The organism is Niallia sp. FSL W8-0635 (assembly GCF_038007965.1).
Lineage (GTDB): Bacteria > Bacillota > Bacilli > Bacillales > Cytobacillaceae > Niallia.
The window spans coordinates 4623448-4646225 of the sequence record NZ_JBBOYD010000001.1 but is presented as its reverse complement, the minus strand read 5'-3'; the positions used below and the strand labels follow the sequence as shown (position 1 = coordinate 4646225).

Genomic DNA, 22778 nt, shown 5'->3' with positions numbered 1-22778 from the left:
TAGGTTAGTAAATGAATAGATATATATTGTTTCTTACTATAATTTCTATGTTATTAACAGGTTTAATAGCTTGTGAACGGAGTTCTACTACCTCTATTGAAAGCGAAGTAACTGATTTAGAAATAAATCATAATCAGATGGACCATTCTAACATGGATCATGAAGAGGATGATAGGCCAGTTCCAAATACTAAGGGTAAAGAAGAAGTTCTTCAACAAGAAATATCTAATTCCGTTACTTACTGGCACCAACAAAAAATTAAAGGGTCTAATATTAAGGTTGCTGTGTTAGATACGGGAATAGATATTGAAAATAAGGATTTGAAATATGTAAAGGGCGTTAATTTTGTTGGGGAAAATAACGATAACTTTGTAGATGAAAATGGCCATGGTACCAAAATATCGGGTATAATTGGAGCGCGTGAGAATAAATATAATTTGCTCGGAATTTCTCCTAATACCGATCTGTATATAGGAAAAGTGGCAGATAAAAACGGTAATGTAAAGGTTGAAAATTTGGTAAAAGGCATTGAATGGGCAATTAAGCAAAATGTAGACATAATAAATATTAGCTTGGAATTCCCTGAAGGTGATAAGGAATTACTTAATGTAATTAGGAAAGCGTATAATAATAATATTATTATTATATCTTCATCCGGAAATATAAACTATCCAGGTGATGTACATACAGCTTATCCAGGTGCCTATCCAGAAGTCATTAGTGTTGGGATGTTAAACGTAGATGGTGGGATTTTTTCAGATGAATTCAAGCAAAAGGATGTCGATGTCTTTGCTCCTGGTGAAGATATATTTTCAACGTACTTTAATGATAAAATGACATTAGATACGGGAGTATCATTTGCAACTGCATATACTACAGGGTATGCTGCGCTTTTGTTACAAAGTTATCAAGAAAAAGACATAAAATATAACATGAGTATGGTTAAAAAAGATTTAAAGGAATATCTGGAATCCAAAATACTATAAACACAGATAATTAGTTCTCTATATTAAAAGTGTTAAAAATCAACGAAGCGACGCACCCCAAGTGAGTAATGCGCTTGGGGTGTACTGTTAAAATAGTTATTTGGAAATTTCCTTTTATTGATATTCAAAGAGAGGAAAGTGATTTTTATCAAAAGAAAATTCACGCTATTGACTATTTTGGTTATATTATCTATCTATCTAACTGGTTGTGGAACCAAAAACAAAATGGACTTCTATAAGGACACGGTAAGTACTGATTTATCTCAGGAAAAGATAGGAGCGGTTTCAATTGGTTCTTATGAAAGTGAAGTGAAGGATGAATTTGGGAAACCTGATTCAACCAATAAAGACACGGATTCTACATACTTAATTTATGGAGAAAAATTAGAGTTTAAAATAGTTAATGGAGTAGTTGAAAGGTATTTGTTTACGAATAATAAATATAAAACTGTGAAAAATATTTATAAAGGTAGTTTAAAAGAAGAAGTAATCGAAGCGTACGGTGATAATTACTACGAAAGAACAGATACTGGTGCAGAGGTAATAGGATATTTCGATAAAACTAACAAATTAAATATTGAGTTTACTATTAATGAAGAAGTAGTTGGTATTCTTATTTCTAATATAAGGAACGAGATAAAAAAATAGTCTTATGTTGCAATAAAACTTTAGGATTTTGATGGATTCCGAGATTAGGTAGATCCGTCAATAGTTTCTTTAAATATTCATAGAAATCAATGCCGTTACTTTTGGCAGTTTCCGCGATACTTAAACAGATAGCGTTCGCTTTTGCGCCTGCTTCACTAACACTAAAGAGCCAATTTTTTCTTCCTAGAACGTTAGGGTGGATTGAAATAGATAATAAGTTATGTTCACAGTAAAAAACTGTTCACAGTGACTCCCCGGAATCTATCGAATATAGACAGACAGAGAGTGTAACTACATAAATTGTTAAACTGAAATAGCAGCTAGTTTATTCTAAAATGTCTGTTCGAAAGAAGTTATTGTAAAATCTGAGAAAAGAAAACCAATTCTAAATAGGCATTTTGACAGTCACAATATTATTAAACAATAATTGTAAACTTGTACGTTATGGACTGTGTAACATTAATGTGAAACAAGATTTTCCAGGAAGTCACTGTGACAGTGAAATCATTAACCGTAATCTTACTAATTATTGAATGAAGAACATGCTTGTGTAGTTCTTGATTTACTTTACTTAATACGTTTGATAAAACCTGTTTATTACGTGAGAGAAGGTGTAAGCGTTTAAAAACACATTCCTCTGAATCATCTGCTAAAACTAAATTAAAAGAACAAACAGATGAGCTTTTATAGTGAAAGTTTCTACATTGGTAATAGCGAATGTATTCATTGCTTTTAATTGAACACTTTACTTTATGTCCAATCATTCCTTAACCACAAACAGGATACCGTAATAATCTGTTAAAGGGAAACTTCCTAAGAACATTTTGGTAGGTTTATGTGATTTTTTTAACAATGCTTGGGCTTTGTTCCAAACATCCATAGCTTTAGCTATAAAAACATGTTAACCCTAAAATATATACCAATATTGCCGAAAAGGAAATTCCCTCTATAACTGCAAAACCTACTCTATTCTTTTTCTTGTATTAAACCAAACTATTATTCTGAAAATCAACCCGAAAAGTAAAAACATTCATTAAAAAAACAGCAATTTTTATATTGAAACTTTTTTCCGTTCTTTAGTCTCTAATACTATGAAGGGAGGTCATTATGAACGAATTTAATTTTATTGAACAAGCGAAAAAAGGTGATCGAAAAGCGTTTGAACAAATATTTATCGCGCAAAACAAACAGCTTTATCATATAGCATATTCATATGTACATAATCGGGAAGATGCTTTAGATATTATCCAAGAAACAGCGTGTATTGCTTATCTATCGATCAATAAGCTTCGCAAAAATGAATATTTTGGTACTTGGTTAACACGAATCTTAATCAATGAAGCTTATAAAGTATTGCGTAAGAAAAAACCTAACATAGTAGATCTTAATGATAACGAAATGGATAGTATCGCTACTTTATCAGATTTTGGTGATAATCGAATGATGATTGAGGTTGGTTTGAAAGGTATGAGAGAGAACTATCAGACAGTTATTAGATTATATTATTTCCAGGATTATTCTATTAAAGAAATTGCAGACATTATGCGTCGGCCGGAAAGTACGGTGAAAACATATTTACGAAGAGCAAAGCAAAAGTTACGTGAAAATTTAGAGGAGGTTAGTCATGAGGGATTCTCGATTTAAAAACATAAGTGAAAATATTGAAGTTCCTATAGAGGATATAAAGCGAGCGATTCAAAAAGGGATTCTTTCTGCTGAACAAATCAAACAAAAACGGAAAAAGAAAAAACGAATCACGTGGGCGGCCATCCCACTTCTCGCAGCAAGTCTATTATTCTCAGTTGTCTCTTTTCCCAATCAAATTAGCCATGTACTAGCTAAATCACCAGAGCTAAACAGTGCGTATCTCTATTTTTATGATACGGTAGGGCGTGAATTAATTATGCAAAATGCAGTAACGGAATTAAATCAAACGGCAGAATCAAACGGGATTAAAATCAAATTAACGAGTGTTTATTATGATGGTGTCGAAATTGGAATTACAGGGACGATGGATGGGGAGTTAAAATTTAATAAAGGCGAAGAAGACGAATATAGTTTGGATTATAATTTTTTTGATGGAAAAGGTGATTCAGACCCGTGGTTAAGCAATGCACAATCACAGTTTTCTAACACTAGTAAAACACATGCAGATTTCTTAATTACATTAGATAATCCACGAGGAGAGTTAGCCAAAGATTTTACTTTACCAATTAATATTCGTGCCGCTAACTTAACGCTAGGCACATGGAAGTTTGATGTACCTGTCAAACAACTACCAATCACGAAATTAAATGTTAACGAGACCATTCATTATCCAGAGTATGGTGTTGATATTAATGTCAAAGACTTTATTCAAGGAAAGTATAATACAAGTTATTCCATGAGCATTACGCAAGATAATCCCGATTTAGAAGTGGATGGAAGAGAGTATTCCGTTCCAGGGAAGGAACGGAATGATTACAGCCAAACTATTCAATCAAAAGAACAGCGTAATGGCAACGAGATAAAGGAAATAAGTTCAAATAAATTGGCTGCTGTTACTAGTGATACAAAATCGATTACGTTTTATCCAACAGTTACAAAAATAGAAAATACACCAAGGGGCATTTTATTAAAAAGAGGTGTTACATTAGTAACTTCCCTTTCTTCTGCCAAAGTTGAAATTTTAAAAGCTGAAGAAACAGAAGAAGAGATAATTTTAACTGTTCAGAATTTCAATACACCAAAAGATATGAGTTTTAGTGAATTACAAAGTCACATGCAATATGGATTTGATATTTCCACAATTAATAGTAATGACGGAAATGAAGTATTTATGAATTCCACTAAGATTATTAATGGCCCAAATGGTAAAGCGGAACTCATGGATAAGAAGCAAAGTATATTTAAGGTCACGCTACCGAAGGTGAATGCTGGAACGACCATTTTAGACGGGAAACATTATCTTTATTATGATTTTGGGGTATATGCAGAAACAATAGAATTAAAACCATTTACGATTAATTTAACGAAATAAAAAGCGAAGGAGATAGTCCCTTCGCTTATTACTAGAGTAGATGTTGCTTTATAAAAGGTAAACAGTTAGGTAGACCTATCATGTCACTAGAGACGCTCACAGACGAACAAGAAGACACGTTAAAAGCGAATTATAATAGGTGGAAGAAAAAAGAGATTACTGCCGTAGCATTAATGGAAATGTTGGAACTGAAAAAGAATACATTTTATAAAATTATTAAAGAATATGAAGAACGTTAAGGCACTCATGGAGTGCTTTTTTTTGATTAGCGGGGTTAGTTTACAGAAAAAGTTAAAGAAGAAATCTTTTGAATGATATGAGTACATCAACGTACAAATTCATGTTATATTTTACGAAACGATTGCTACTTAAAAAAGGCAAGTCAGTTAAATCAAACTAACTCGCCTTTTATGTCTTAACAATAACGAATTAGTTAAAAAAGATATAAATACACAAATACAAATAAGTTAAATAGCTAATCTAAGCCAATACAAATTTTTTAGAAATTACATTCTTGTATGGTGACTATATTTATACCAATAAAACGTGGTATATTAGTTTTACTATAAATAGAATGGGGTCTAATCATAATTAAAGGAAATCTCGTCATAATAATATAGTAACTAAAACCCCTGGAGGCAAAAATGTTATCATTTGAAGAAAAGCTGAAAATCATAGAATCGTTCCCAAAATTAGAAAGAAAAAATGTTTCATTAAAACGTGTCAATTTTCATTATGTGGAAAGTGGAAGTGACAAAAAGAACGTAGTATATCACTTGCATCCCAATGGAAATGGATTTGTTTATGCGGACAAGCTAAACGAGTATGATACAGATGATAAAGGGATGGTGAATATTCGAGATTTTTCAGAGGAAGAATTAAGAGAAATCATCGAAAAATCCATTCAATCATTAGAACCCAGTACACTAGAAGGAGAGACGATTGAGGAAGAATCAATGGAAGAAGAAAAATGGGTTGATTCTGAAAATAATACGCTCCTCCTTCTTCAAGAAGAAGGTTTTTGGAATATATATGCCGGAGTAAATCTAGAGAATAGTTTTTCAAGCTATATGGAAGCTTGTGAATACCTAAAAGAAGAGGATTTTAATAAATCTCATATTTAAAAAAGTAGTAAAAATAAGGTAGCCATACTCCTAATGAAGAGTATGGCGTTTTGAGATTTTATGAAAAAATGGAACAGCTCAGGGGCTTATCCAAGAAAAAGGAGGAAAAAGAACTTGAGCAAAATTAGGTTAGTGCCAAACACCTTTTTATATACATTTAATTATGCTGAAGAAGAAGAGCATTTATGTAAATTGGAAGTTCGTTCCCTATTTCGCGCTAACTTACATTCCTTTATATTAGAGAGCAGGATGAATATTGATCCAAGTAGGAGCCCTTTTATAAAAGGAAAAATAGAAGTTCTATTTAAGGGTGATACGTTGGAAGATCTATTAAAAAAGGTTGAAGCCATGCCTGCGTGGAATAGTACTTATAAGGTTATTGGCATCAATTATCGAGATATAGATCCCCTAGATAAAATGGGTTTTGAAGAAAGGAAAGCGATCGCTAGACAAGTTGGATGCCTGATTCCAGGTGTAGCGGATCTTCATCATCCTGAGATAGTTTTCGCGATTACCAAGTTAAAAGGAAAATGGTATTTCGGATGCTATTCGGAAAACCAAGGTATTTGGCTTATTCATCAACAAAAGCCTCACAATTACTCAACGGCATTAACGACAAGAGTGGCCAGAGCACTAGTGAATATTGCGGTTCCAGAATTAACTGGTGTTAAGGTGATTGATCCATGCTGTGGCATCGGGACAGTCTTGGTAGAGGCCTTATCGATGGGAGTTAATATAACAGGTAGTGACTACAATCCTTTAGTAATGAAAGGCATTCGTAATAATCTCGCACATTTTGGCCTTTCTGGACCAGTATTCTTAAGAGATATCAGAGACATAACAGAAATGTATGATGTTGCCATTACAGACATGCCTTATAACCTTTGCTCCGTCGTTTCAGATAAGGAGAAATTTGAAATGCTTCAATGTGCTCGTCGCTTTGCTAAAAAAATGGTCGTCGTGACAACGGAAGATATAGATGAAATATTAAATGAAGTAGATTTTGAAATAGTAGATCGGTGTGAGGTGAAAAAGGGGAAGTTTATACGACAAATAATCGTTTGTTGTTAATGCGTGTGGGTAAATGGTAGAAATGTTCCACGTAGAAAGGTGGAGAATTCTATTAAAAAAGATAAAGCACAGAATATAATGCCACTTTTACTAAAATAACAGCTATTCGTATAGTTAGAAAGCAAGAAAAAAGAGAATTAGGGATTTCATTCTCCTGATATTATTTGTTAAAATACTTGTGAAAAGAATAGTTATGTGATAATTTGGTGCCCAGGAGGATCTATTCATGGCAACAATAAAAGAAATAGCTGAAAGGGCAAGTGTTTCACGCACAACCGTTTCAAGGGTCATAAATAATTCTGGTTATGTAAGTGAAGATGCAAAAAGTAGAGTATTAAAAGCAATTGAAGAGACTGGATATATCCCTAGTGAATATGCTAAATCTTTACGGACGAAGAAGACAAAAGTTATCGGTGTCATTCTTCCTAAAATTAGCACAGAAACATCGAGCCGCCTTGTAAAGGGATTGGACGAAGTATTTGCAAAAGAGGGCTATCAAATTCTCTTAACCAATACAAATCTTGATCCTGAAAAAGAGATTGAGTATTTAAGGTTGTTGAAAAGCAGACATGTTGATGGAATTATTTTATCTGCGACTATTATTAACGAGCCATTAGTAGAGGAAATTAATCAGTTGAATATCCCATTTGTAACCGTTGGGCAGCACATCTCTGGAATTTCCAATGTCTTGTTTGACGATTATCAGGCTTCGAAAGATATGGTTCATTTAATGATAAAAAAAGGGTATAAGGAAATTGCTTTTATTGGAGTAGACGAAGAGGACCATTCTGTAGGATATTTAAGGAAAATAGGTTACTTGGATGCAATGAAAGAAAATAATTTACCTGTAGAGGAAAGCTGGGTTCAAAAAGGAATATTTGATGTGGATTCTGGTTATCATTGTATGAGTCAAATTATGAAATTTTCTAAACAAAATCCCGTTGCAGTACTTGCTGTAACAGACCGTCTTGCTATTGGAGCTATGCAATATATTAAAGAAGCAGGGCTATCCATACCAGATGAAATAGCAATAGCAGGAATGGGCGATTCAGAACTTTCGAGATTTATTTCGCCTCCCTTAACTACAATAGATTTTTCGATGGAATATGTTGGAAGTGAAGCAGCTGGTTTATTGTTAGAACAAATAAATGGTAGTAATACTGAGGAAATTAGAAAAATAAAATATAGACTTATTGAACGTTCGAGTATATAATTACGGTGTAATCGATTTCATTTTAGGATATTTGATTACACTTTATTTTTAACAATGTGTAATCGATTCCACAAAACAGAATTTTCTATGATTTTATTTTTTTAACAATGTGTAATCGATTCCATACTAAAACAGGGGTGATTATAATGACAGAAAATCGTAAAATTGCGCAAGATGTAATTGAGGCTGTTGGTGGCAAGGATAATATTCAATCAGTAGCACATTGTGCAACGAGACTTAGAGTCATGGTCATTGATAAAGAAAAAATTAATCAGGAACAAGTAGAACAAATTAGCAAAGTAAAGGGAGCGTTCTATAATTCCGGTCAGTATCAGATTATTTTTGGCACTGGAACAGTAAATAAAATATACGAAGAGGTAATGAACTTAGGACTTCATACAAAGTCTGCCTCGGATCAGAAAAAGGAAGCAGTAAAAAGTGGAACGAAATTTCAAAGAGCTATCCGCACATTCGGAGACGTGTTCGTACCAATCATTCCCGTTTTAGTTGCAACAGGACTGTTTATGGGTATCCGTGGCTTGGTAATGCAAGATCAAATATTAGCTCTCTTTGGAATGAAGCCGGAAGATATATCAGAAAACTTTTTACTATTTACACAGATATTAACCGATACCGCATTTATTTTCTTGCCAGCGCTTGTTGCCTGGTCCACGTTTAGAGTATTTGGGGGAACTCCAATTATTGGATTGATTCTAGGTCTTATGCTTGTATCACCTTCCTTGCCAAATGCCTATGATGTTGCAGGCGGCAGTGTGGAAGCACTTCGCTTCTTCGACTTTATTCCAGTAGTTGGTTATCAAGGTTCTGTGATACCAGCTTTTATCGCCGGTATTATTGGAGCAAAGCTTGAAAGAGCGATTAGAAAACGTGTTCCTGAATCATTAGATTTAATTGTTACACCGTTTGTAACGCTGCTTGTAATGATTGCACTTGGACTATTAGTGATAGGACCAGTTTTCCATACAGTCGAACAAGGAATCTTAGATGTAGCGACAAATGTTCTTTCATGGCCATTCGGATTAGCGGGACTATTAATTGGCGGATTGAATCAGTTGATTGTAATCACAGGTGTTCACCATGTATTCAATATGTTAGAAATTCAACTCCTTGCTGAATTCAAAAATAATCCTTACAACGCCATTGTAACGTGTTCGACTGCTGCACAGGGGGGAGCGGCTTTGGCAGTTGGATTAAAGACAAAATCTGCAAAATTAAAAGCTCTAGCTCTTCCATCATCATTTTCTGCATTTTTAGGAATTACCGAGCCAGCCATTTTCGGGGTAAATCTTCGTTATGGTAAACCATTTATTATGGCGCTGATTGGTGGTGGTGCAGGTGGATTTTTAGCTTCGATTCTTGGGCTAAAAGCAACTGGGATGGCAGTCACCGTAATTCCTGGTGTACTGCTGTATTTAAATGGACAGATATTACAATATATTTTAGTGAACGTCGTTGCAATTGCTGTTGCATTTGTACTGACTTGGATGTTTGGCTACTCAGATAAAGAACAGGAAAAATAGACAGAGATGAATTTGTTTTTCTTTAGAAGGAGGTTCTGAAATGACAGAAACCCTTATGCAAAAAGCTTATAATGAAGTAAAAAAATATAGGAATAAAGTAATAAATGATCCTTATCGGTTACGCTATCATCTTATGGCGCCTGTTGGTTTGCTGAATGATCCCAATGGATTAATCCAATTTAAAGGGGTATATCATGTTTTTTACCAGTGGAATCCATTTGAAACGACACATGGAGCAAAATTTTGGGGGCACTATACATCGGAAGATATGGTCCACTGGCGGGAGGATCCAATTGCCTTGGCTCCAAGTGAATGGTATGACAGAAATGGCTGTTATTCTGGAAGTGCGGTAGAGTCGAATGGAAAACTGTATCTCTTTTATACAGGGAATGTGAAGCAAGAAGATGGGACTCGAGAAACGTATCAATGTCTTGCTGTTTCTGAAAATGGGATTGATTTTGAAAAGCTTGGCCCTGTATTAAGGCTTCCTGAACATTACACATCCCATTTTCGCGATCCGAAGGTATGGAAAAAGGATGACCTCTGGTATATGGTTGTTGGTGCACAAACATTGGAGGAAAAGGGGACAGTTGCCTTGTTCCATTCAAAAGACTTGTATCATTGGGAGGAAGCGGGGCGAATTGCTGGATCAGAGATGGATGGGTTGAAGGACTTTGGATATATGTGGGAATGTCCAGATTTAATTCATTTAAATGGTAAAGATGTTTTATTGGTATCTCCTCAGGGACTTAAGCCGGACGGTGATTTCTTTCAAAATTTGTTCCAATCTGGATATTTTATAGGGGAATTAGATTATAAGAGGATGAAGTTTCAGCATGGAGCATTTGCTGAACTTGACCGCGGCTTTGACTTCTATGCTCCGCAGACATTTAGGGATGAGTCAGGGAGAACGATTCTTTATGGCTGGATGGGAATCACCGATGAGTTGGAAGCATATCAGCCAACAATTGTTAATCGCTGGGTCCATGCTCTAACAATCCCCAGAGAATTAGAACTTCATGATGGGAAAATTTTTCAAAAGCCAGTGAAAGAATTGAAAAAGTTACGAAAAAACAAAGTAGTCGTAGAAACTAATAAATTTGAAGCTATTTCGGCGGAATTAAGTATAGATTTCGAAAAAGTCGGTCCATTTAAGATCTCATTTCGGAATGAAGCATATTTAAGTTTTGAATCAGATAGACTGACGTTAGAAAGAAGAAATTTAAAGTCAGGTAATCTAGAATCAAGAACCTGTAAAATTGCTTCTGTTTCTAAGCTGCAGATTTTTATGGATCACTCCTCATTGGAGATTTTTATCAATGAAGGTGAAGAGATATTCACTGCTCGGTATTTTCCAAATCTAAATGATGCCATGATTAGCATCGAAGGGGAAGCAAAAATTAAAGTGATCAAGTGGAATCTTGGGAATGATGGTGAATAAGCTTGCAAAGCATTAGCCATGTTTTCGGAGGTTTAGCAATAGCCAATAACAAGAGGGTTTTGTATATAAAACCCTCTTGTTATTGATGATAATGTCGAGAAATAAAGAAAAACGGATTGACAAATGTAAGAATTTTATTAAAATATAAATAGTTCTATCCTCAAAATCTCTCTAGATTTTTTATATTTGCTACTCCGTCTTTTACTTTCTATAATTTAACCCTCTTTTTCATTGTCACTACCATCATTAATTTTAAAATCTATCCGAAGATCAAATGAATAAATAGCAGCATATATGTATGTGAAAATTATAGTAGAAGAAATTTTAGATATGACCATTGGATAGGAGGAAGAATCCTATGGGATTTGAAGAAGAATATCAGGCCTTTTTTAATGCTCACTTGCAGGCGAGAACTGGTGAACAGTTACGGCGCCTACAAGAAGGTCACAATCAGGCTGAAATGTTGTTTTTAAAGCAAGTGTGGTGGCCAATATTTTTCCACTTTAAGTACCTTCACCCAGAATATGAAGTCGATGATTTCAAGGATGGCAAAAGGTATTTGGATTTCGCCTATATTCGTCCCGGCATCCGGATATGTATTGAAATCGACGGGTATGGCCCTCACCTAAAGAACATAAGTAGATGGCAATTTTCCGATAACCTGGAACGTCAAAATCAATTGGTGATTGATGGGTGGACTGTTATCCGATTTTCTTATGACCAAGTGAAAGAGAAGCCTCGTCGGTGCCAACAGATTGTTCAGCAAGTGATTGGCCAATGGCTGGGTGATGAACTAGACCAGACATCTTTGTCCATTGTCGAAAAGGAAGTACTTCGGTTAGTGGTACGAAAAGGAGAAGCTATATCTCCTAAAGAAGTCGAGAAGTATTTGAAGTTAAGTGACAAGACGGTGAAAAAAATACTTGCTCAACTAGTCGAAAAAAAGATGCTGATTCCTGCCTCCGGGACCAAGAGGGTTCGCTCTTATCGGTTGGGAGATTTAGTTAAACGCCCAATCTGATAAATAGACGGAAAAATTTCGCTTAAGTAGAAAAAAAATGAAAAAATAGCTTAAATAGACGGAGAGATTCCGCCTATCGACTCGAAAAACATGAAAATGGGGGATTTTGCTTTGCATAATTGGAAAAACTTCCCTTAATTACCCCTGATACTAGCTCTATTCTGCATATAACAGAAAAATCTCCGCTTATTTTACTTTCTCTAGTTACTTAATTAAGGACCAGAATCCATATTGAAAAAGAAGTTAGATGGACATGTATCATTCTTTTTGTTGTTGCGAATAGATAACAATCTTTCTATATAATCCCTTGGAAAATAGGAGATTATGTAACTTACAAATAATTACAGTGTGTTTTTATTGTTACCCTATTTTTTCTTAATCTCCCAAATCGCCAGCAGTTCGAATGGTATAAGAAATGAGGAACATTCAAATCTTCAATCAATCATACAGTCCAGTACCAAACCGTCCTGTTAACCAATCCCATTATCCTTCAGCCCATGGTTGGCGAACAGTCTTAACTATTTCCTGAGAAAGGATAGCCTTTTCCATCATTAGCCCCAGGTATTGATCTTGTGAGGCTTCAGCAAGGCTATAAAAGCTTGGACCACCTGCTATATATTTCCCCATTTTTTGCAAGCAAGAAGCGATGGCGATTTCATCATCATAGAGTCTTGCAGGAATAAAAGGATTCCGATAAATCCATCTTTCACCTGCCATGATGCCTGCTAGGTAGTATCCTTCTTGGTTTTCTTCTTCTCCTTTGTTAATCCGCTTTAAATCCAAGAAAGCAGGTGTTGAATAGTCGCTCAACGCTGCCAAACGATTATCGAATATTTCCCCATGGTCTCCACGTACTGATACATGATTGGAACGAATCCAGGAACGATGCTGATCTTTTGTAAAGTCATATATTCCTAGTTTTCCTTCAAATTCAAGCCAAGCCAAGTCGCGCTCAGCCAAAATGATTTTTTCTTCCTTTGGAGGGCCACTTCGATCTGGGCCAGATACGATGGGAGCTTCAAACCTCATTCCTCTAATACTTGCATTCTCAAAACCAATTCCAAGCATCTTTCTTATCAAGCTTACTCCATGATAAAAATGAGAAATGGAAACAGAGGCCTGTGTAACATTTCCTAATTTCCTAGACTTAATAAGGGATAGCCTCGCCTGCTGTATAGGATGTAAATGATATTGTTCAGCGATTTGAACTTTAGCCCCTCTACAAGTAAGTTTTTCGTGAAGGGTTACTAATGCCTCTATTGATGGAGCAGGAGGCGTTTCTGCTAATACCGGGATACCAAGCTCTCCCAATTGAAGCATAAAGTCAGGAAGTGCTGAACCACTTACGGATAATACGACAAAATCAGGATTTTCTTTTTCCAAGAGTTGAGGCAAATTGCTGTAAGTAGGAATATTCCACTTTTGTTCTAGAAATTTTCTTTTCTCCTCATTTCTCACAACCATTCCGCTTACACGAAATTGCTCGGGTAGAGCCTGGGCAATTCTCAAATAATATTGAGCCCGAAAACTCGCACCACCGATAATACTGAATGAAATCATGGTTCATTTCCTCCAAACTTTTTTTGTCTGAGTAGAAGCTATTTATTTGAAAATTGGAAACGTTTTACCTATACTTAGTTTATACGATAAACAAAGTATAGGTAAAACACAAATTTCCATTTAGGTACCACGAAATTTGTTGTCCTATCAAGTAGATTAGGAGGATACTAGATGAAGAAAAAGGTAGTTATAACAGGTGGAAGTGGTCTACTTGGTCGAGATGTTATAAAAGAGTTTTTAGATCATGGCTATGAAGTTATTAATGCGGATAGGCAGTATCCTAAAGAAGCGCTTTGCAGAACAGTAATAACAGACTTAACAAATCTTGGTGAAGTATATGGGGTATTAGCTGATGCCGATGCTGTTGTTCATCTTGCGGCAATTCCGGTTGCTTACTCCCATCCAAATGAAGTGCCCTTTGAAAATAATGTAATGTCTACATATAACATTTTAGAGGCAGCAGGGAATCTAGGAATAAAAAAAGCGGTAATCTCTTCAAGTGAGTCCTCCTATGGTATTTGTTTTTCAAAGCAAAATTTAACACCGCAATATGTGCCAATAGATGAAGATCACCCACAATTGCCGGAAGAGAGCTATGGATTGTCGAAGATTGTCAATGAGAAAACAGCTGATATGATTCACCGAAGAACGGGGATGCAGGTAGTATCCTTTCGTCTAGGAAATGTTATCTCTCCTGAAAAGTATGAGAATTTCCCAGGCTTTATTCATAATCCTGAGCAACGAAAAACGATATTGTGGAGTTATATTGATACACGAGATGCAGCGACAGCCTATCGATTAGCTGTTGAGACAGAAGGACTTGGATCTGTTGCTCTTAATATCGGGGCAGATGAAACAAGTATGGACATTGAAAGCAAACAGTTAATGGAAACATGCTATCCAACTGTAACGGATTTCCATAAAGATTTATCAGGATTTGCGCCATTATTAAACAATGAAAAGGCGAAAAAATTATTAAATTGGAAGCCTGTTCATAAGTGGAGAGATTACGTAAAGATGTAATTACTATAATAATAAGGAGAGAGAATCGATGATTTCTAGTCTTAAAAGTACTACTACTTTGCATAATGGTGTCGAAATGCCGTGGCTAGGCTTAGGCGTTTTTCTAGTAAAGGACGGAGAAGAAGTTGTAAATTCAGTTAAAGCTGCTCTTGAAGCTGGCTATCGAAGCATCGATACTGCTGCTGTTTATAAAAACGAAGAGGGTGTAGGTAAAGCCATTACGGAATCAAATGTCCCCCGTGAGGAACTATTTATTACAACAAAAGTTTGGAATGCTGATCAAGGTTATGAAGCAACATTAGCCGCTTTTGATGTTAGCATGGAAAAATTGGGGCTAGATTATCTGGACCTTTATTTAATTCACTGGCCTCTTCCTTCTCAAGGGAAATTTGTAGAAACATGGAAAGCTCTTGAGAAACTTTATAAAGATGGACGTGTTCGTGCCATTGGGGTAAGTAATTTTAAAGTTCATCACCTGGAAGAGGTTATTGCAAAGGGTGAAATTGTACCGATGGTCAACCAAGTAGAATATCATCCACGTTTTAATCAGCGAGAATTACATGATTTTTGTAAAAAACATAGTATCCAGCTTGAAGCATGGTCTCCATTAATGCAGGGAGGTCTGCTTGAAGAACCAACTTTGGTTGAAATTGCAAAAAAATACAATAAATCAACGGCTCAAATTATTATCCGCTGGGACATCCAAACGGGAGTAGTGACGATTCCAAAGTCAGTTAAGCCACACCGCATTGCTGAAAATGCGGATGTCTTTGACTTTGAACTTTCCGATGAGGATATGGATAAAATAAATGCACTAAATCAGGACCAACGTATGTTTGCTGACCCTGATACTTTTAGTAAAGTATAAGTTTAGTATCATAAGTAAGATAGCGAAAAATAAAAGGGATAACATGATATCCCTTTTATTTTTGTTGATAAAGGATAACAAGCCATGAATACTTCGAATCATACTGTAGCAACTGTGACATTTCTAGAGTTGCGGTGCAATAATAGGAAAAGTATGAGTGTTTTTTTGTGCTATAAAGCGGAATAAAATAATCTATTCTCTGTATTCTCCAGACCAAATTGATTAATAATAAAACAAAATAATTAATTTGTGGAGGAGTAGAGGATATTGACTGGTAATGGATTAAATCAAACCTACCTTAAAGTAGCTGGTATTAACTTGTACTGTGAATATATATTAAATGATAAACCACCGATTCTTCTCATCCACGGTTTTGCCTCGTCAACCTATACATTTCGGCGTATTATCCCGTTTTTAGAGAAACAATATTCCGTTATCGCTGTTGATCTTCCTGGCTTTGGAAAAAGTGAGAAATCTACTTCCTTTATATATAGCTTTCAAAACTATGCGAAGCTAATGATAGAATGTATCCATCACTTTGGCTACTCTAATACTCATATTGTTGCTCACTCAATGGGAGGTCAAATTGCTCTCCATATGGCACTAATGGCTCCTGAGAAAGTTAATAAACTCGTTTTGTTATGTAGTTCAGGCTATTTAAAGCGGTCAAAAAAGCTGCTTATTCTTACTTCTTATCTACCTTACTTTGATAAATTGGTACATTATTATATTCGAAGAAAGGATGTCAAATTTCACTTAAGAAATGTCTTTTTTGACCATACATTGATCAATGAAGAATTGATTCAAGAATTTGGAAAACCGTTAAATGAAAAAGGATTTTATAAGGCATTAATTCGACTACTACGTCATCGTGAGGGGGATTTGCTACCACAACAGCTTCAGGATATTCATGTTCCAACATTATTGATATGGGGAGAAGAAGATAGAGTAGTTCCTGTGGAGATTGGTCAACGACTAGTTAGTGATTTACCGGATGCTCAGTTAATTACGTATGAAAAAACGGGCCATTTAATTACCGAAGAAAGACCAGAATTTGTTATTAAGAATATATTAATGCACACTATTTGACTAATAATTTGTTAGATGCTGCGTTTTCATTATATAGGAAAAAGGGCTAACTTAAAAAGTCGTTTATCAAGGCCATTTTAAGTTAGCTTCTTGTTTAAGATAGTATTTCTTTTGCATCTTCGTGATAAGGCTCGCCAACCTCTAGAATGAATTGTAGAATATCCTCCGCTGCATTTGTATTGATAAAATTCCGTTGACTAATTATCATATCATTTAGTTTTTTTCCTTCATTTTCGAGTAAATCCGTTATGGTATATTTGATTTCCTTTGGATTTTTGCATACGACTCCTAAATTGAAATTTTCGGCGAAAGTTGGATTATGCTCTTCCTGTCCTGGCAAGGCGCCCGTTATGATTAGTGGTGTATTGGTAGCTATTGCTTCGAACATGACATTGGGGCTCCCTCTAGTAAAGGCAATATCAGATGTAAGCATTAAATCTTGAATATTTTGAGTAAAACCATAAATTTCAACTCGATCACCATATTTGGCCTTAAGGGACATTTCTAGCTTCGTTTTTAGCTTCATATTTTTCCCTGATACTATTTTGACTTTGCAATCAAAATGATTTAGGAGATTTTCTGCTATTTTCTTCATATTTCCTACACCTTCACCACCGCTCATAATCAAGCATGTTAAAGATTGCCCCTTGTTATAGAATTTTCGTTGATTATAGTTCTTAGGAAAAAATCGAGAACGGACTGGAAAACCAGAAACCTTTATTTTCTCATCTGGAATTCCAAATTCAATACATTTATTTTGCGCTTCAAAAGTTGGGCTAATAATATATTTTGCCCTTTTGTCTGCCCAAAGTGGAAAAATGTTAACAAGATCGGCAATTAGAGTAAAGAAAGGGATATTGATATTTTGTTTTTCCAAAATATTTAAGATGGAGCCATTAAAATTTGGATGAACAGATAAGATGATATCTGGCTGTATTTCTTTCAGTAATTTTAGAAAGTTATCTCTTATCAGTGATTCAATAAAAGTGTCGACTAAGTGAGGTTTCATAGCAGATAGTTTCCAAATCATTTTCCATAGATTTTCCGAATTTCTTGTGATGGGACCATAGGATTGGCCGATTTTTAAAAGCAATCGTTTACCAAGTGCGAATCCGTCGACTACAAAGATCTTCACTTCCTGAGTTTGGACTTTCTCACATAGAGATTCGGTAATACTTTTATGACCATGCCCTGTAATATCAGAAGAAATAATCAGTAATTTCTTTTCCATAAAATCAGCCCTTTTTTAAGATTACAGTATTTTTCAATTGTCTTATGACTTGCTTATATTGTTTTAGGGAGTATAGTGTACCGATAAAACAATTCATCATTTTGTGATCAGACGATACAGCGATAATGGCTAGATTAGGGAAAAACTTATTAGTACGAAAACGAAGGTCTTTCCAGTAGATTAAATAGCCATTTTTTCTAGTTTGAACAAATGGATAAGCATATTGGGTACTAGAAAGAAAATCAGAAACAAAAGGATGACTTTTGCTGTCAGATACTAATTCAGGAAAATCTATTTTCTTTAAAAGAGAATGTTCGATTAGTAGGCTGCCTTTTGAATAGACACCAAATAAAAAATCTTCCTTAGTCTCAATAATTACGTCCCATTGAAATAAGGAAGCACGTGGGATTAATTTAATTCGGGTGGAATTTCTAAAATAGAGATATAATGTTCGCTTTGTTATTAATGTTGCTGCAGTACGGGCAGCAAGGTAAAGGAAAATAAAAATGTATAAGATGAAAAACATTTTACCCATTTCGAAAAAAGGAATCAGGCAAAAACCAAGCAAATGTACAGATAAAATAATAGGATCCACTAAGGGGATTGAATCAAACGCAATCCATTTTTTGGAGAAGGGAAGTAAAACTTGGGTTCCATGTACATTAAATAAATCAAAAAATACATGGAGAATTACAGCTAGGAATGTCCATAAAAATAAATGGAGAAAGGATGATGTTGGAAAGAAGGAATAAATAATACCTGAAACGGCGACGCTCCATAGTGGCAATGCCAGTAAGGAATGAGACATGGCTCGGTGATTTCGGATATAGCTGCCTTTGCCTTTCATTCGATAGATGAAGTCAAAATCAGGGGCATTTGAACCAATTACAGTACCGAACAAGACAGCCTGTGAAAGAGTAGAATCATTAGCGATGACGGGGTCAATTTGAGCAAGGGCAGCTAATCCTAAACCCATAATGATGTGAGAACTCGTATCCATACAATCACTCCTTATCTTTGTTTTGACAAACTCATGACTATAGAAAAACTTTTTCGGGCTTAAACCAATGTACGATTGATAGTCGTAGTTATCGTTGGAATTCTCCGAAGAGACCCCCTTTGAAAATATGTAATCTCTTTTCATTATATTTGGCATGTGTTCCTTCATTCATAATTTAATGTAAAGAATCTGTATAGGTTCTGTATATTAGGGGGTAGTGGCACACCCCGTCTAGTTTGTAAAGAGTGATACCTAAACAATAGAATAATAATTTCCCTGCAACTTGATGTATTTAGCCACCTAACCGTTCCCTCAAAAACCGGATAAATGATTGTCTTAACTGATTTTTTTCTTGGTCTGCGAGCATAAACACTTGAATTGGACGATGGATTGGTAATCCTTTTACGTTCAATATTTTAAAGTGATCAGATTTGGAATCATTTTCAATAATGAATTTAGACATAAGTGCTAGGCCTAAATTATTTGAAACAGCTATTTTTATAGCTTCCGATTGATCCATTTCTATGAGATCTATTGGGTGGAAGTTATTTGTTTCACACCATGTTTGAAAGTGTTTTCTCGTGTCAGATCCTTCTTCACGGATTATAAATTGGTGTCTTTTTAGCTCTTTAATATCGATACTATCATTACTTTTAGCTAATGGGTGATTGGTACTTGCAACGAGAACGAGCGAGTCATGGCCAACGACAGTGGAAATGAGTTTGTTGTTTTTTAAAGTTGCTGGTGATACGACGATATCCGTATTTTTTTCAAAAAGCTGCTTAATTGCAGAAGTTGCATTACTAAATGATAGAGAAAGACGAACCCCTGGGTGCGACTTTTGAAAAGCAGTAGAGATATGTGGAATGATATATGTACCGATTGATGTTGTACTAATATGCAGGTTATTAAAGGATAATCCTTTTGTTTTACTTATTGTTTTTAAAGCATCATCCTTAAGTTGCATAATTTCATTTACATAGTCTAGAAAGACTGAACCAGAGAAGGTTAATTCTACTTTTCTTCCATTATTGACTAAAAGCTGTACATCAAGTTCATCTTGAAGAGCCTGTAAGCGTGTGCTAATGGTTGGTTGGCTCACAAAAAGTGCTTTTGCTGCGTCCGAGTAGCTCCCTTTTTCGATGACCTTTTGAAAAGTTTCTAATTGTTTAAAATCCACAATATATTCCCCTTATAAATAGTAGTTTGTTAATAACTTAACTTATTTTTTGTTAATTCTTAATCTTCTATTTGCTTATTAATAAATTCTATATGAGTTATTAAAAAAAACAAACCCTTTTACTCCATATTTACACTGATTTAATTAACCGCGAATATTGAAATTTTATACTTGGACTAGTTAGAAAGAAATTAAATAATCGAGGTGAAAAAAAGATGAAACGAGTCCATTCGTGGTTTGTTATGCTATCCATTTTAATGTTGATTATCTTGGCAGGCTGCTCTTCTAAAACAGAAGCAAAGTTAGATGAGAATTCCCAAGTTACGATAAGAATGGGGTTATCACCACAGGAAGATTCAGCAGAAATCCTAAGGCAATATGAAGCTTTTAAAGAACATATGGAGGAGAAAACAGGATACAAATTTGAATTATTTGTAGGGGCCGATTACACAGCTGTTGTAGAAGCGATAAATTCTGGGAAATTGGACGTCACCTGGTTTGGGCCGACTGAGTATTTATTAGCTAAAGAAATCACGGAAGCGGATATTGAAGCATTTGCACAAGCAACACAGGAAGAAGGAGCCTCCCCTTATCAAAGCTGGGTAATCGTAAACAGCAAATCTGATATTCAAACAGTAGAGGACCTTAAAGGGAAAAACTTTGCCTTCACAGATCCAGCTTCAACATCGGGAAATATTTTTGGAAACTATCAGCTTATTCAAGAAGGACTAAATCCCAAAAAGGATTTTGCGAATGTAACCTATTCAGGAAGTCATGATGCAAGTGCACTTTCAGTCGCAAATGGCACTTTGGATGGTGCCACTGTATCAAGTCGTTTATTAGAAGGTTTTTATGAGTCAGGTCTAGTCAAAGAGGAGGATATACGCGTGATAGCAAAATCGATGGAAATTCCTAATGATTTAATGGCTTATCGCACGGATCTTTCAGAAGAGGTAAAGAAAAAGCTACTTGAGGCAATTAATGACAAAGAAGGTATTACAAAGGCATTAGCCGGCACAGGATACGGTGCGTTTAAGAAAGTTAGCGATAGTGATTATGATATTGTTCGAGAAGCATTTAAAGAAGCAGGAGTGGAACCATCGTTTGAATAACTATCTAGAGACTATTTTGACGCTCTTAATAACGAAATGAAGGATGGAGATACATAGCATGAACAATCAAATCCCTGCAATTCAGGTGAAAAACATAACACATGCTTATAAAGAAAATAGGAAGCCAGTTTTAAATCAAGTTAATTTTCATGTAGATAAAGGTGAGTTTTGCACGATTTTAGGTCGAAGCGGGGCAGGTAAATCTACCTTTTTAAGAACGATGAATGGTTTTATCTGTCCTCAGCAAGGTGAAATTTACATTGAGGGTGAAAAGTTGATTTATAGAGCAAGAGAATTAAGGAAAATACGAAATAAAATTGCTATGGTTTTTCAGCATTACAATTTAGTGAATAGATTGAGCGTTCTTGAAAATGTTTTATGTGGCATGTTATATAAAATTCCATTTGGAAGAGGACTACTAGGCATTTTTACTGAAAAAGAAAAGCAGTTTGCAATGGATCAACTGGAAAAGGTAGGTTTAGCGGATTTTGCGCATAAACGTGCTGATCAATTGAGTGGTGGTCAAAAGCAGAGAGTGGGGATTGCCCGGGCGTTAGCTCAGAAGCCAGAAATAATTTTAGCAGATGAGCCGGTAGCAAGTTTAGATCCAATAACAGCTGCCGAAATCATGGGGATTTTGAAAGAAATTAATGAAACAGAGAATATTACTATCGTCGTAAGTTTACATCAAATCAATTTGTCCCGTGAATTCGGGAAGCGAATCATTGGTTTTGCCAATGGGAAAATAGTGGTCGATAAAATCGAAGCAAAAATAACAGATTTGGATTTAAAGAAAATTTATGACAATCTCGATGGATTGGAGAAAAGGTATGAGAAAAGTGCTACAAATGAAAAATCCATCATTTAATCCAAAACTCCCTAAAATGATTGGAATCACTTTTATATCGATTATTGTCTTACTATGGACTGCCAATGATTTAGGGATAAGTATAGGAGCATTTATTGAAGGAATTCCTTCCCTATTACATTTATTAGGAAACATGCTACCACCAGATGTCTCCATGCTTACAGGCTTATTTCGCCCGATGATAGTTACGCTCGAAGTTGCTCTCTGGGGTACATTAATTTCTGTATTTTTCAGTACCCTCCTTGCTATGGGAGCCGCAAAAAACTTATTTGGATCAAATCCAATTGTGTATTATGTATGCCGCTTGATCTTAAATACGCTGCGTTCTATACCAGATTTAATTTGGGCATTAATTTTTGTTGCAGCAGTAGGGTTAGGTTCCTTTCCAGGTGTTTTGGCACTCGCTGTTTATTCATGCGGAGAGCTTGGAAAGCTTTATGCAGAAGCGATTGAAAATATTGATGCTGGTCCAAGAGAAGCGATTGAAAGCACTGGTGTCAAATTACTAACTGTATTGCGTTGGTCCATTATCCCACAAATCTTGCCAGAAACAATTACTTATACGCTGTATAGACTGGAATCAAATGTTCGTCATGCAACCGTTCTTGGCTTAGTTGGTGCAGGTGGGCTTGGTTTTGAGCTAAATACAGCAATGAGATTATTCAGATACAATGAGGCCTTTATGATTATTTTAGTCATTATTTTGATGGTAACAGTTACAGATTTTATTTCTGGGAAATTAAGACAAAAAATTATTTAATAGAATTCTAGAAAATGAGGAGA

Annotated in this window: 21 protein-coding genes and 1 pseudogene; 17 read left to right on the top strand and 5 right to left on the bottom strand. The window is 35.3% G+C overall.

Annotated features, from left to right (window positions below; genetic code table 11):
• Positions 1 to 11: 11 nt before the first annotated feature.
• Positions 12 to 986: a S8 family serine peptidase gene (locus tag NYE52_RS22085; RefSeq protein ID WP_341195052.1), complete on the top strand. Its 975-nt coding sequence runs from the start codon at positions 12 to 14 to the stop codon at positions 984 to 986.
• Positions 987 to 1124: 138 nt separating this feature from the next.
• Complete coding sequence (locus NYE52_RS22080; protein ID WP_341195051.1) at positions 1125 to 1634, top strand: hypothetical protein; 510 nt, start codon at positions 1125 to 1127, stop codon at positions 1632 to 1634.
• On the opposite strand, the pseudogene NYE52_RS24765 reads toward NYE52_RS22080, so the two are convergent.
• A pseudogene (locus tag NYE52_RS24765) lies at positions 1606 to 1836 on the bottom strand (transposase domain-containing protein); the annotation flags it as partial. The gene NYE52_RS22080 and the pseudogene NYE52_RS24765 overlap by 29 nt on opposite strands.
• Before the next feature lie 905 nt (positions 1837 to 2741).
• Here NYE52_RS24765 and NYE52_RS22075 point away from each other — a divergent pair.
• From NYE52_RS22075 to NYE52_RS22035, 9 genes are all read left to right on the top strand, one after another.
• Positions 2742 to 3278, top strand: coding sequence for a sigma-70 family RNA polymerase sigma factor (locus NYE52_RS22075; RefSeq protein WP_341195050.1), 537 nt, complete (start codon positions 2742 to 2744; stop codon positions 3276 to 3278).
• Positions 3259 to 4653, top strand: coding sequence for a DUF4179 domain-containing protein (locus NYE52_RS22070; RefSeq protein ID WP_341195049.1), 1395 nt, complete (start codon positions 3259 to 3261; stop codon positions 4651 to 4653). Before NYE52_RS22075 ends, NYE52_RS22070 begins: the two co-directional genes overlap by 20 nt.
• 80 nt (positions 4654 to 4733) lie before the next feature.
• Positions 4734 to 4892, top strand: coding sequence for a hypothetical protein (locus tag NYE52_RS22065; protein WP_341195048.1), 159 nt, complete (start codon positions 4734 to 4736; stop codon positions 4890 to 4892).
• A gap of 405 nt (positions 4893 to 5297) precedes the next feature.
• A complete protein-coding gene (locus NYE52_RS22060; protein WP_341195047.1) occupies positions 5298 to 5777 on the top strand; it encodes a hypothetical protein in 480 nt (159 codons plus the stop codon).
• Positions 5778 to 5891: 114 nt separating this feature from the next.
• Positions 5892 to 6848 (top strand): TRM11 family SAM-dependent methyltransferase, encoded by a 957-nt coding sequence (locus NYE52_RS22055; RefSeq protein WP_341195046.1) that lies wholly within the window; start codon positions 5892 to 5894, stop codon positions 6846 to 6848.
• 226 nt (positions 6849 to 7074) lie between these two features.
• A complete protein-coding gene (locus NYE52_RS22050; RefSeq protein ID WP_341195045.1) occupies positions 7075 to 8061 on the top strand; it encodes a LacI family DNA-binding transcriptional regulator in 987 nt (328 codons plus the stop codon).
• Between the two features lie 146 nt (positions 8062 to 8207).
• Positions 8208 to 9602, top strand: coding sequence for a sucrose-specific PTS transporter subunit IIBC (locus NYE52_RS22045; protein ID WP_341195044.1), 1395 nt, complete (start codon positions 8208 to 8210; stop codon positions 9600 to 9602).
• 40 nt (positions 9603 to 9642) lie between these two features.
• Positions 9643 to 11043, top strand: coding sequence for a sucrose-6-phosphate hydrolase (locus tag NYE52_RS22040; RefSeq protein WP_341195043.1), 1401 nt, complete (start codon positions 9643 to 9645; stop codon positions 11041 to 11043).
• 358 nt (positions 11044 to 11401) lie between these two features.
• Entirely contained in the window at positions 11402 to 12064 is a 663-nt protein-coding gene (locus NYE52_RS22035) for a DNA-binding response regulator (RefSeq protein ID WP_341195042.1), read from the top strand.
• 483 nt (positions 12065 to 12547) lie between these two features.
• Here NYE52_RS22035 and NYE52_RS22030 read toward each other — a convergent pair whose 3' ends face one another.
• Complete coding sequence (locus NYE52_RS22030; RefSeq protein WP_341195041.1) at positions 12548 to 13624, bottom strand: Gfo/Idh/MocA family protein; 1077 nt, start codon at positions 13622 to 13624, stop codon at positions 12548 to 12550.
• A gap of 171 nt (positions 13625 to 13795) precedes the next feature.
• Here NYE52_RS22030 and NYE52_RS22025 point away from each other — a divergent pair, with 171 nt between their 5' ends.
• The 3 genes from NYE52_RS22025 (at position 13796) to NYE52_RS22015 (ending at position 16604) form a co-directional block, all read left to right on the top strand.
• Positions 13796 to 14647: an NAD-dependent epimerase/dehydratase family protein gene (locus NYE52_RS22025; RefSeq protein WP_341195040.1), complete on the top strand. Its 852-nt coding sequence runs from the start codon at positions 13796 to 13798 to the stop codon at positions 14645 to 14647.
• A gap of 28 nt (positions 14648 to 14675) precedes the next feature.
• Entirely contained in the window at positions 14676 to 15515 is an 840-nt protein-coding gene (locus tag NYE52_RS22020) for an aldo/keto reductase (protein ID WP_341195039.1), read from the top strand.
• A 267-nt stretch (positions 15516 to 15782) separates the two neighbouring features.
• Complete coding sequence (locus tag NYE52_RS22015; RefSeq protein ID WP_341195038.1) at positions 15783 to 16604, top strand: alpha/beta fold hydrolase; 822 nt, start codon at positions 15783 to 15785, stop codon at positions 16602 to 16604.
• Between the two features lie 94 nt (positions 16605 to 16698).
• On the opposite strand, the gene NYE52_RS22010 is transcribed toward NYE52_RS22015, so the two are convergent.
• The 3 genes from NYE52_RS22010 to NYE52_RS22000 all read right to left on the bottom strand — a co-directional run bounded on the left by NYE52_RS22010 (position 16699) and on the right by NYE52_RS22000 (position 20015).
• Entirely contained in the window at positions 16699 to 17835 is a 1137-nt protein-coding gene (locus NYE52_RS22010; protein ID WP_341195037.1) for an MGDG synthase family glycosyltransferase, read from the bottom strand.
• Positions 17836 to 17839: 4 nt separating this feature from the next.
• Positions 17840 to 18835: a metal-dependent hydrolase gene (locus NYE52_RS22005; protein WP_341195036.1), complete on the bottom strand. Its 996-nt coding sequence runs from the start codon at positions 18833 to 18835 to the stop codon at positions 17840 to 17842.
• 292 nt (positions 18836 to 19127) lie between these two features.
• A complete protein-coding gene (locus NYE52_RS22000) occupies positions 19128 to 20015 on the bottom strand; it encodes a LysR family transcriptional regulator (protein ID WP_341195035.1) in 888 nt (295 codons plus the stop codon).
• Between the two features lie 215 nt (positions 20016 to 20230).
• Between NYE52_RS22000 and NYE52_RS21995 the strand changes: the two genes are divergently transcribed.
• The 3 genes from NYE52_RS21995 to phnE are packed head-to-tail and all read left to right on the top strand — an operon-like array spanning position 20231 to position 22755.
• Positions 20231 to 21127: a phosphate/phosphite/phosphonate ABC transporter substrate-binding protein gene (locus tag NYE52_RS21995; protein ID WP_341195034.1), complete on the top strand. Its 897-nt coding sequence runs from the start codon at positions 20231 to 20233 to the stop codon at positions 21125 to 21127.
• Positions 21128 to 21185: 58 nt separating this feature from the next.
• A complete protein-coding gene (gene phnC, locus NYE52_RS21990; protein ID WP_341195033.1) occupies positions 21186 to 21995 on the top strand; it encodes a phosphonate ABC transporter ATP-binding protein in 810 nt (269 codons plus the stop codon).
• Complete coding sequence (phnE, locus tag NYE52_RS21985; RefSeq protein WP_341195032.1) at positions 21958 to 22755, top strand: phosphonate ABC transporter, permease protein PhnE; 798 nt, start codon at positions 21958 to 21960, stop codon at positions 22753 to 22755. Before phnC ends, phnE begins: the two co-directional genes overlap by 38 nt.
• Positions 22756 to 22778 lie beyond the last annotated feature (23 nt).

What these genes read in the sequence shown, in the direction of transcription:
- NYE52_RS22085 (WP_341195052.1), top strand. Translation starts at nt 12, where the DNA reads ATGAATAGATATATATTGTTTCTTACTATAATTTCTATGTTATTAACA.
- NYE52_RS22075 (WP_341195050.1), top strand. Translation starts at nt 2,742, where the DNA reads ATGAACGAATTTAATTTTATTGAACAAGCGAAAAAAGGTGATCGAAAA.
- NYE52_RS22070 (WP_341195049.1), top strand. Translation starts at nt 3,259, where the DNA reads ATGAGGGATTCTCGATTTAAAAACATAAGTGAAAATATTGAAGTTCCT.
- NYE52_RS22065 (WP_341195048.1), top strand. Translation starts at nt 4,734, where the DNA reads ATGTCACTAGAGACGCTCACAGACGAACAAGAAGACACGTTAAAAGCG.
- NYE52_RS22060 (WP_341195047.1), top strand. Translation starts at nt 5,298, where the DNA reads ATGTTATCATTTGAAGAAAAGCTGAAAATCATAGAATCGTTCCCAAAA.
- NYE52_RS22050 (WP_341195045.1), top strand. Translation starts at nt 7,075, where the DNA reads ATGGCAACAATAAAAGAAATAGCTGAAAGGGCAAGTGTTTCACGCACA.
- NYE52_RS22045 (WP_341195044.1), top strand. Translation starts at nt 8,208, where the DNA reads ATGACAGAAAATCGTAAAATTGCGCAAGATGTAATTGAGGCTGTTGGT.
- NYE52_RS22040 (WP_341195043.1), top strand. Translation starts at nt 9,643, where the DNA reads ATGACAGAAACCCTTATGCAAAAAGCTTATAATGAAGTAAAAAAATAT.
- NYE52_RS22035 (WP_341195042.1), top strand. Translation starts at nt 11,402, where the DNA reads ATGGGATTTGAAGAAGAATATCAGGCCTTTTTTAATGCTCACTTGCAG.
- NYE52_RS22030 (WP_341195041.1), bottom strand. Translation starts at nt 13,624, where the DNA reads ATGATTTCATTCAGTATTATCGGTGGTGCGAGTTTTCGGGCTCAATAT.
- NYE52_RS22025 (WP_341195040.1), top strand. Translation starts at nt 13,796, where the DNA reads ATGAAGAAAAAGGTAGTTATAACAGGTGGAAGTGGTCTACTTGGTCGA.
- NYE52_RS22020 (WP_341195039.1), top strand. Translation starts at nt 14,676, where the DNA reads ATGATTTCTAGTCTTAAAAGTACTACTACTTTGCATAATGGTGTCGAA.
- NYE52_RS22010 (WP_341195037.1), bottom strand. Translation starts at nt 17,835, where the DNA reads ATGGAAAAGAAATTACTGATTATTTCTTCTGATATTACAGGGCATGGT.
- NYE52_RS22005 (WP_341195036.1), bottom strand. Translation starts at nt 18,835, where the DNA reads ATGGATACGAGTTCTCACATCATTATGGGTTTAGGATTAGCTGCCCTT.
- NYE52_RS21995 (WP_341195034.1), top strand. Translation starts at nt 20,231, where the DNA reads ATGAAACGAGTCCATTCGTGGTTTGTTATGCTATCCATTTTAATGTTG.
- phnC (WP_341195033.1), top strand. Translation starts at nt 21,186, where the DNA reads ATGAACAATCAAATCCCTGCAATTCAGGTGAAAAACATAACACATGCT.
- phnE (WP_341195032.1), top strand. Translation starts at nt 21,958, where the DNA reads ATGAGAAAAGTGCTACAAATGAAAAATCCATCATTTAATCCAAAACTC.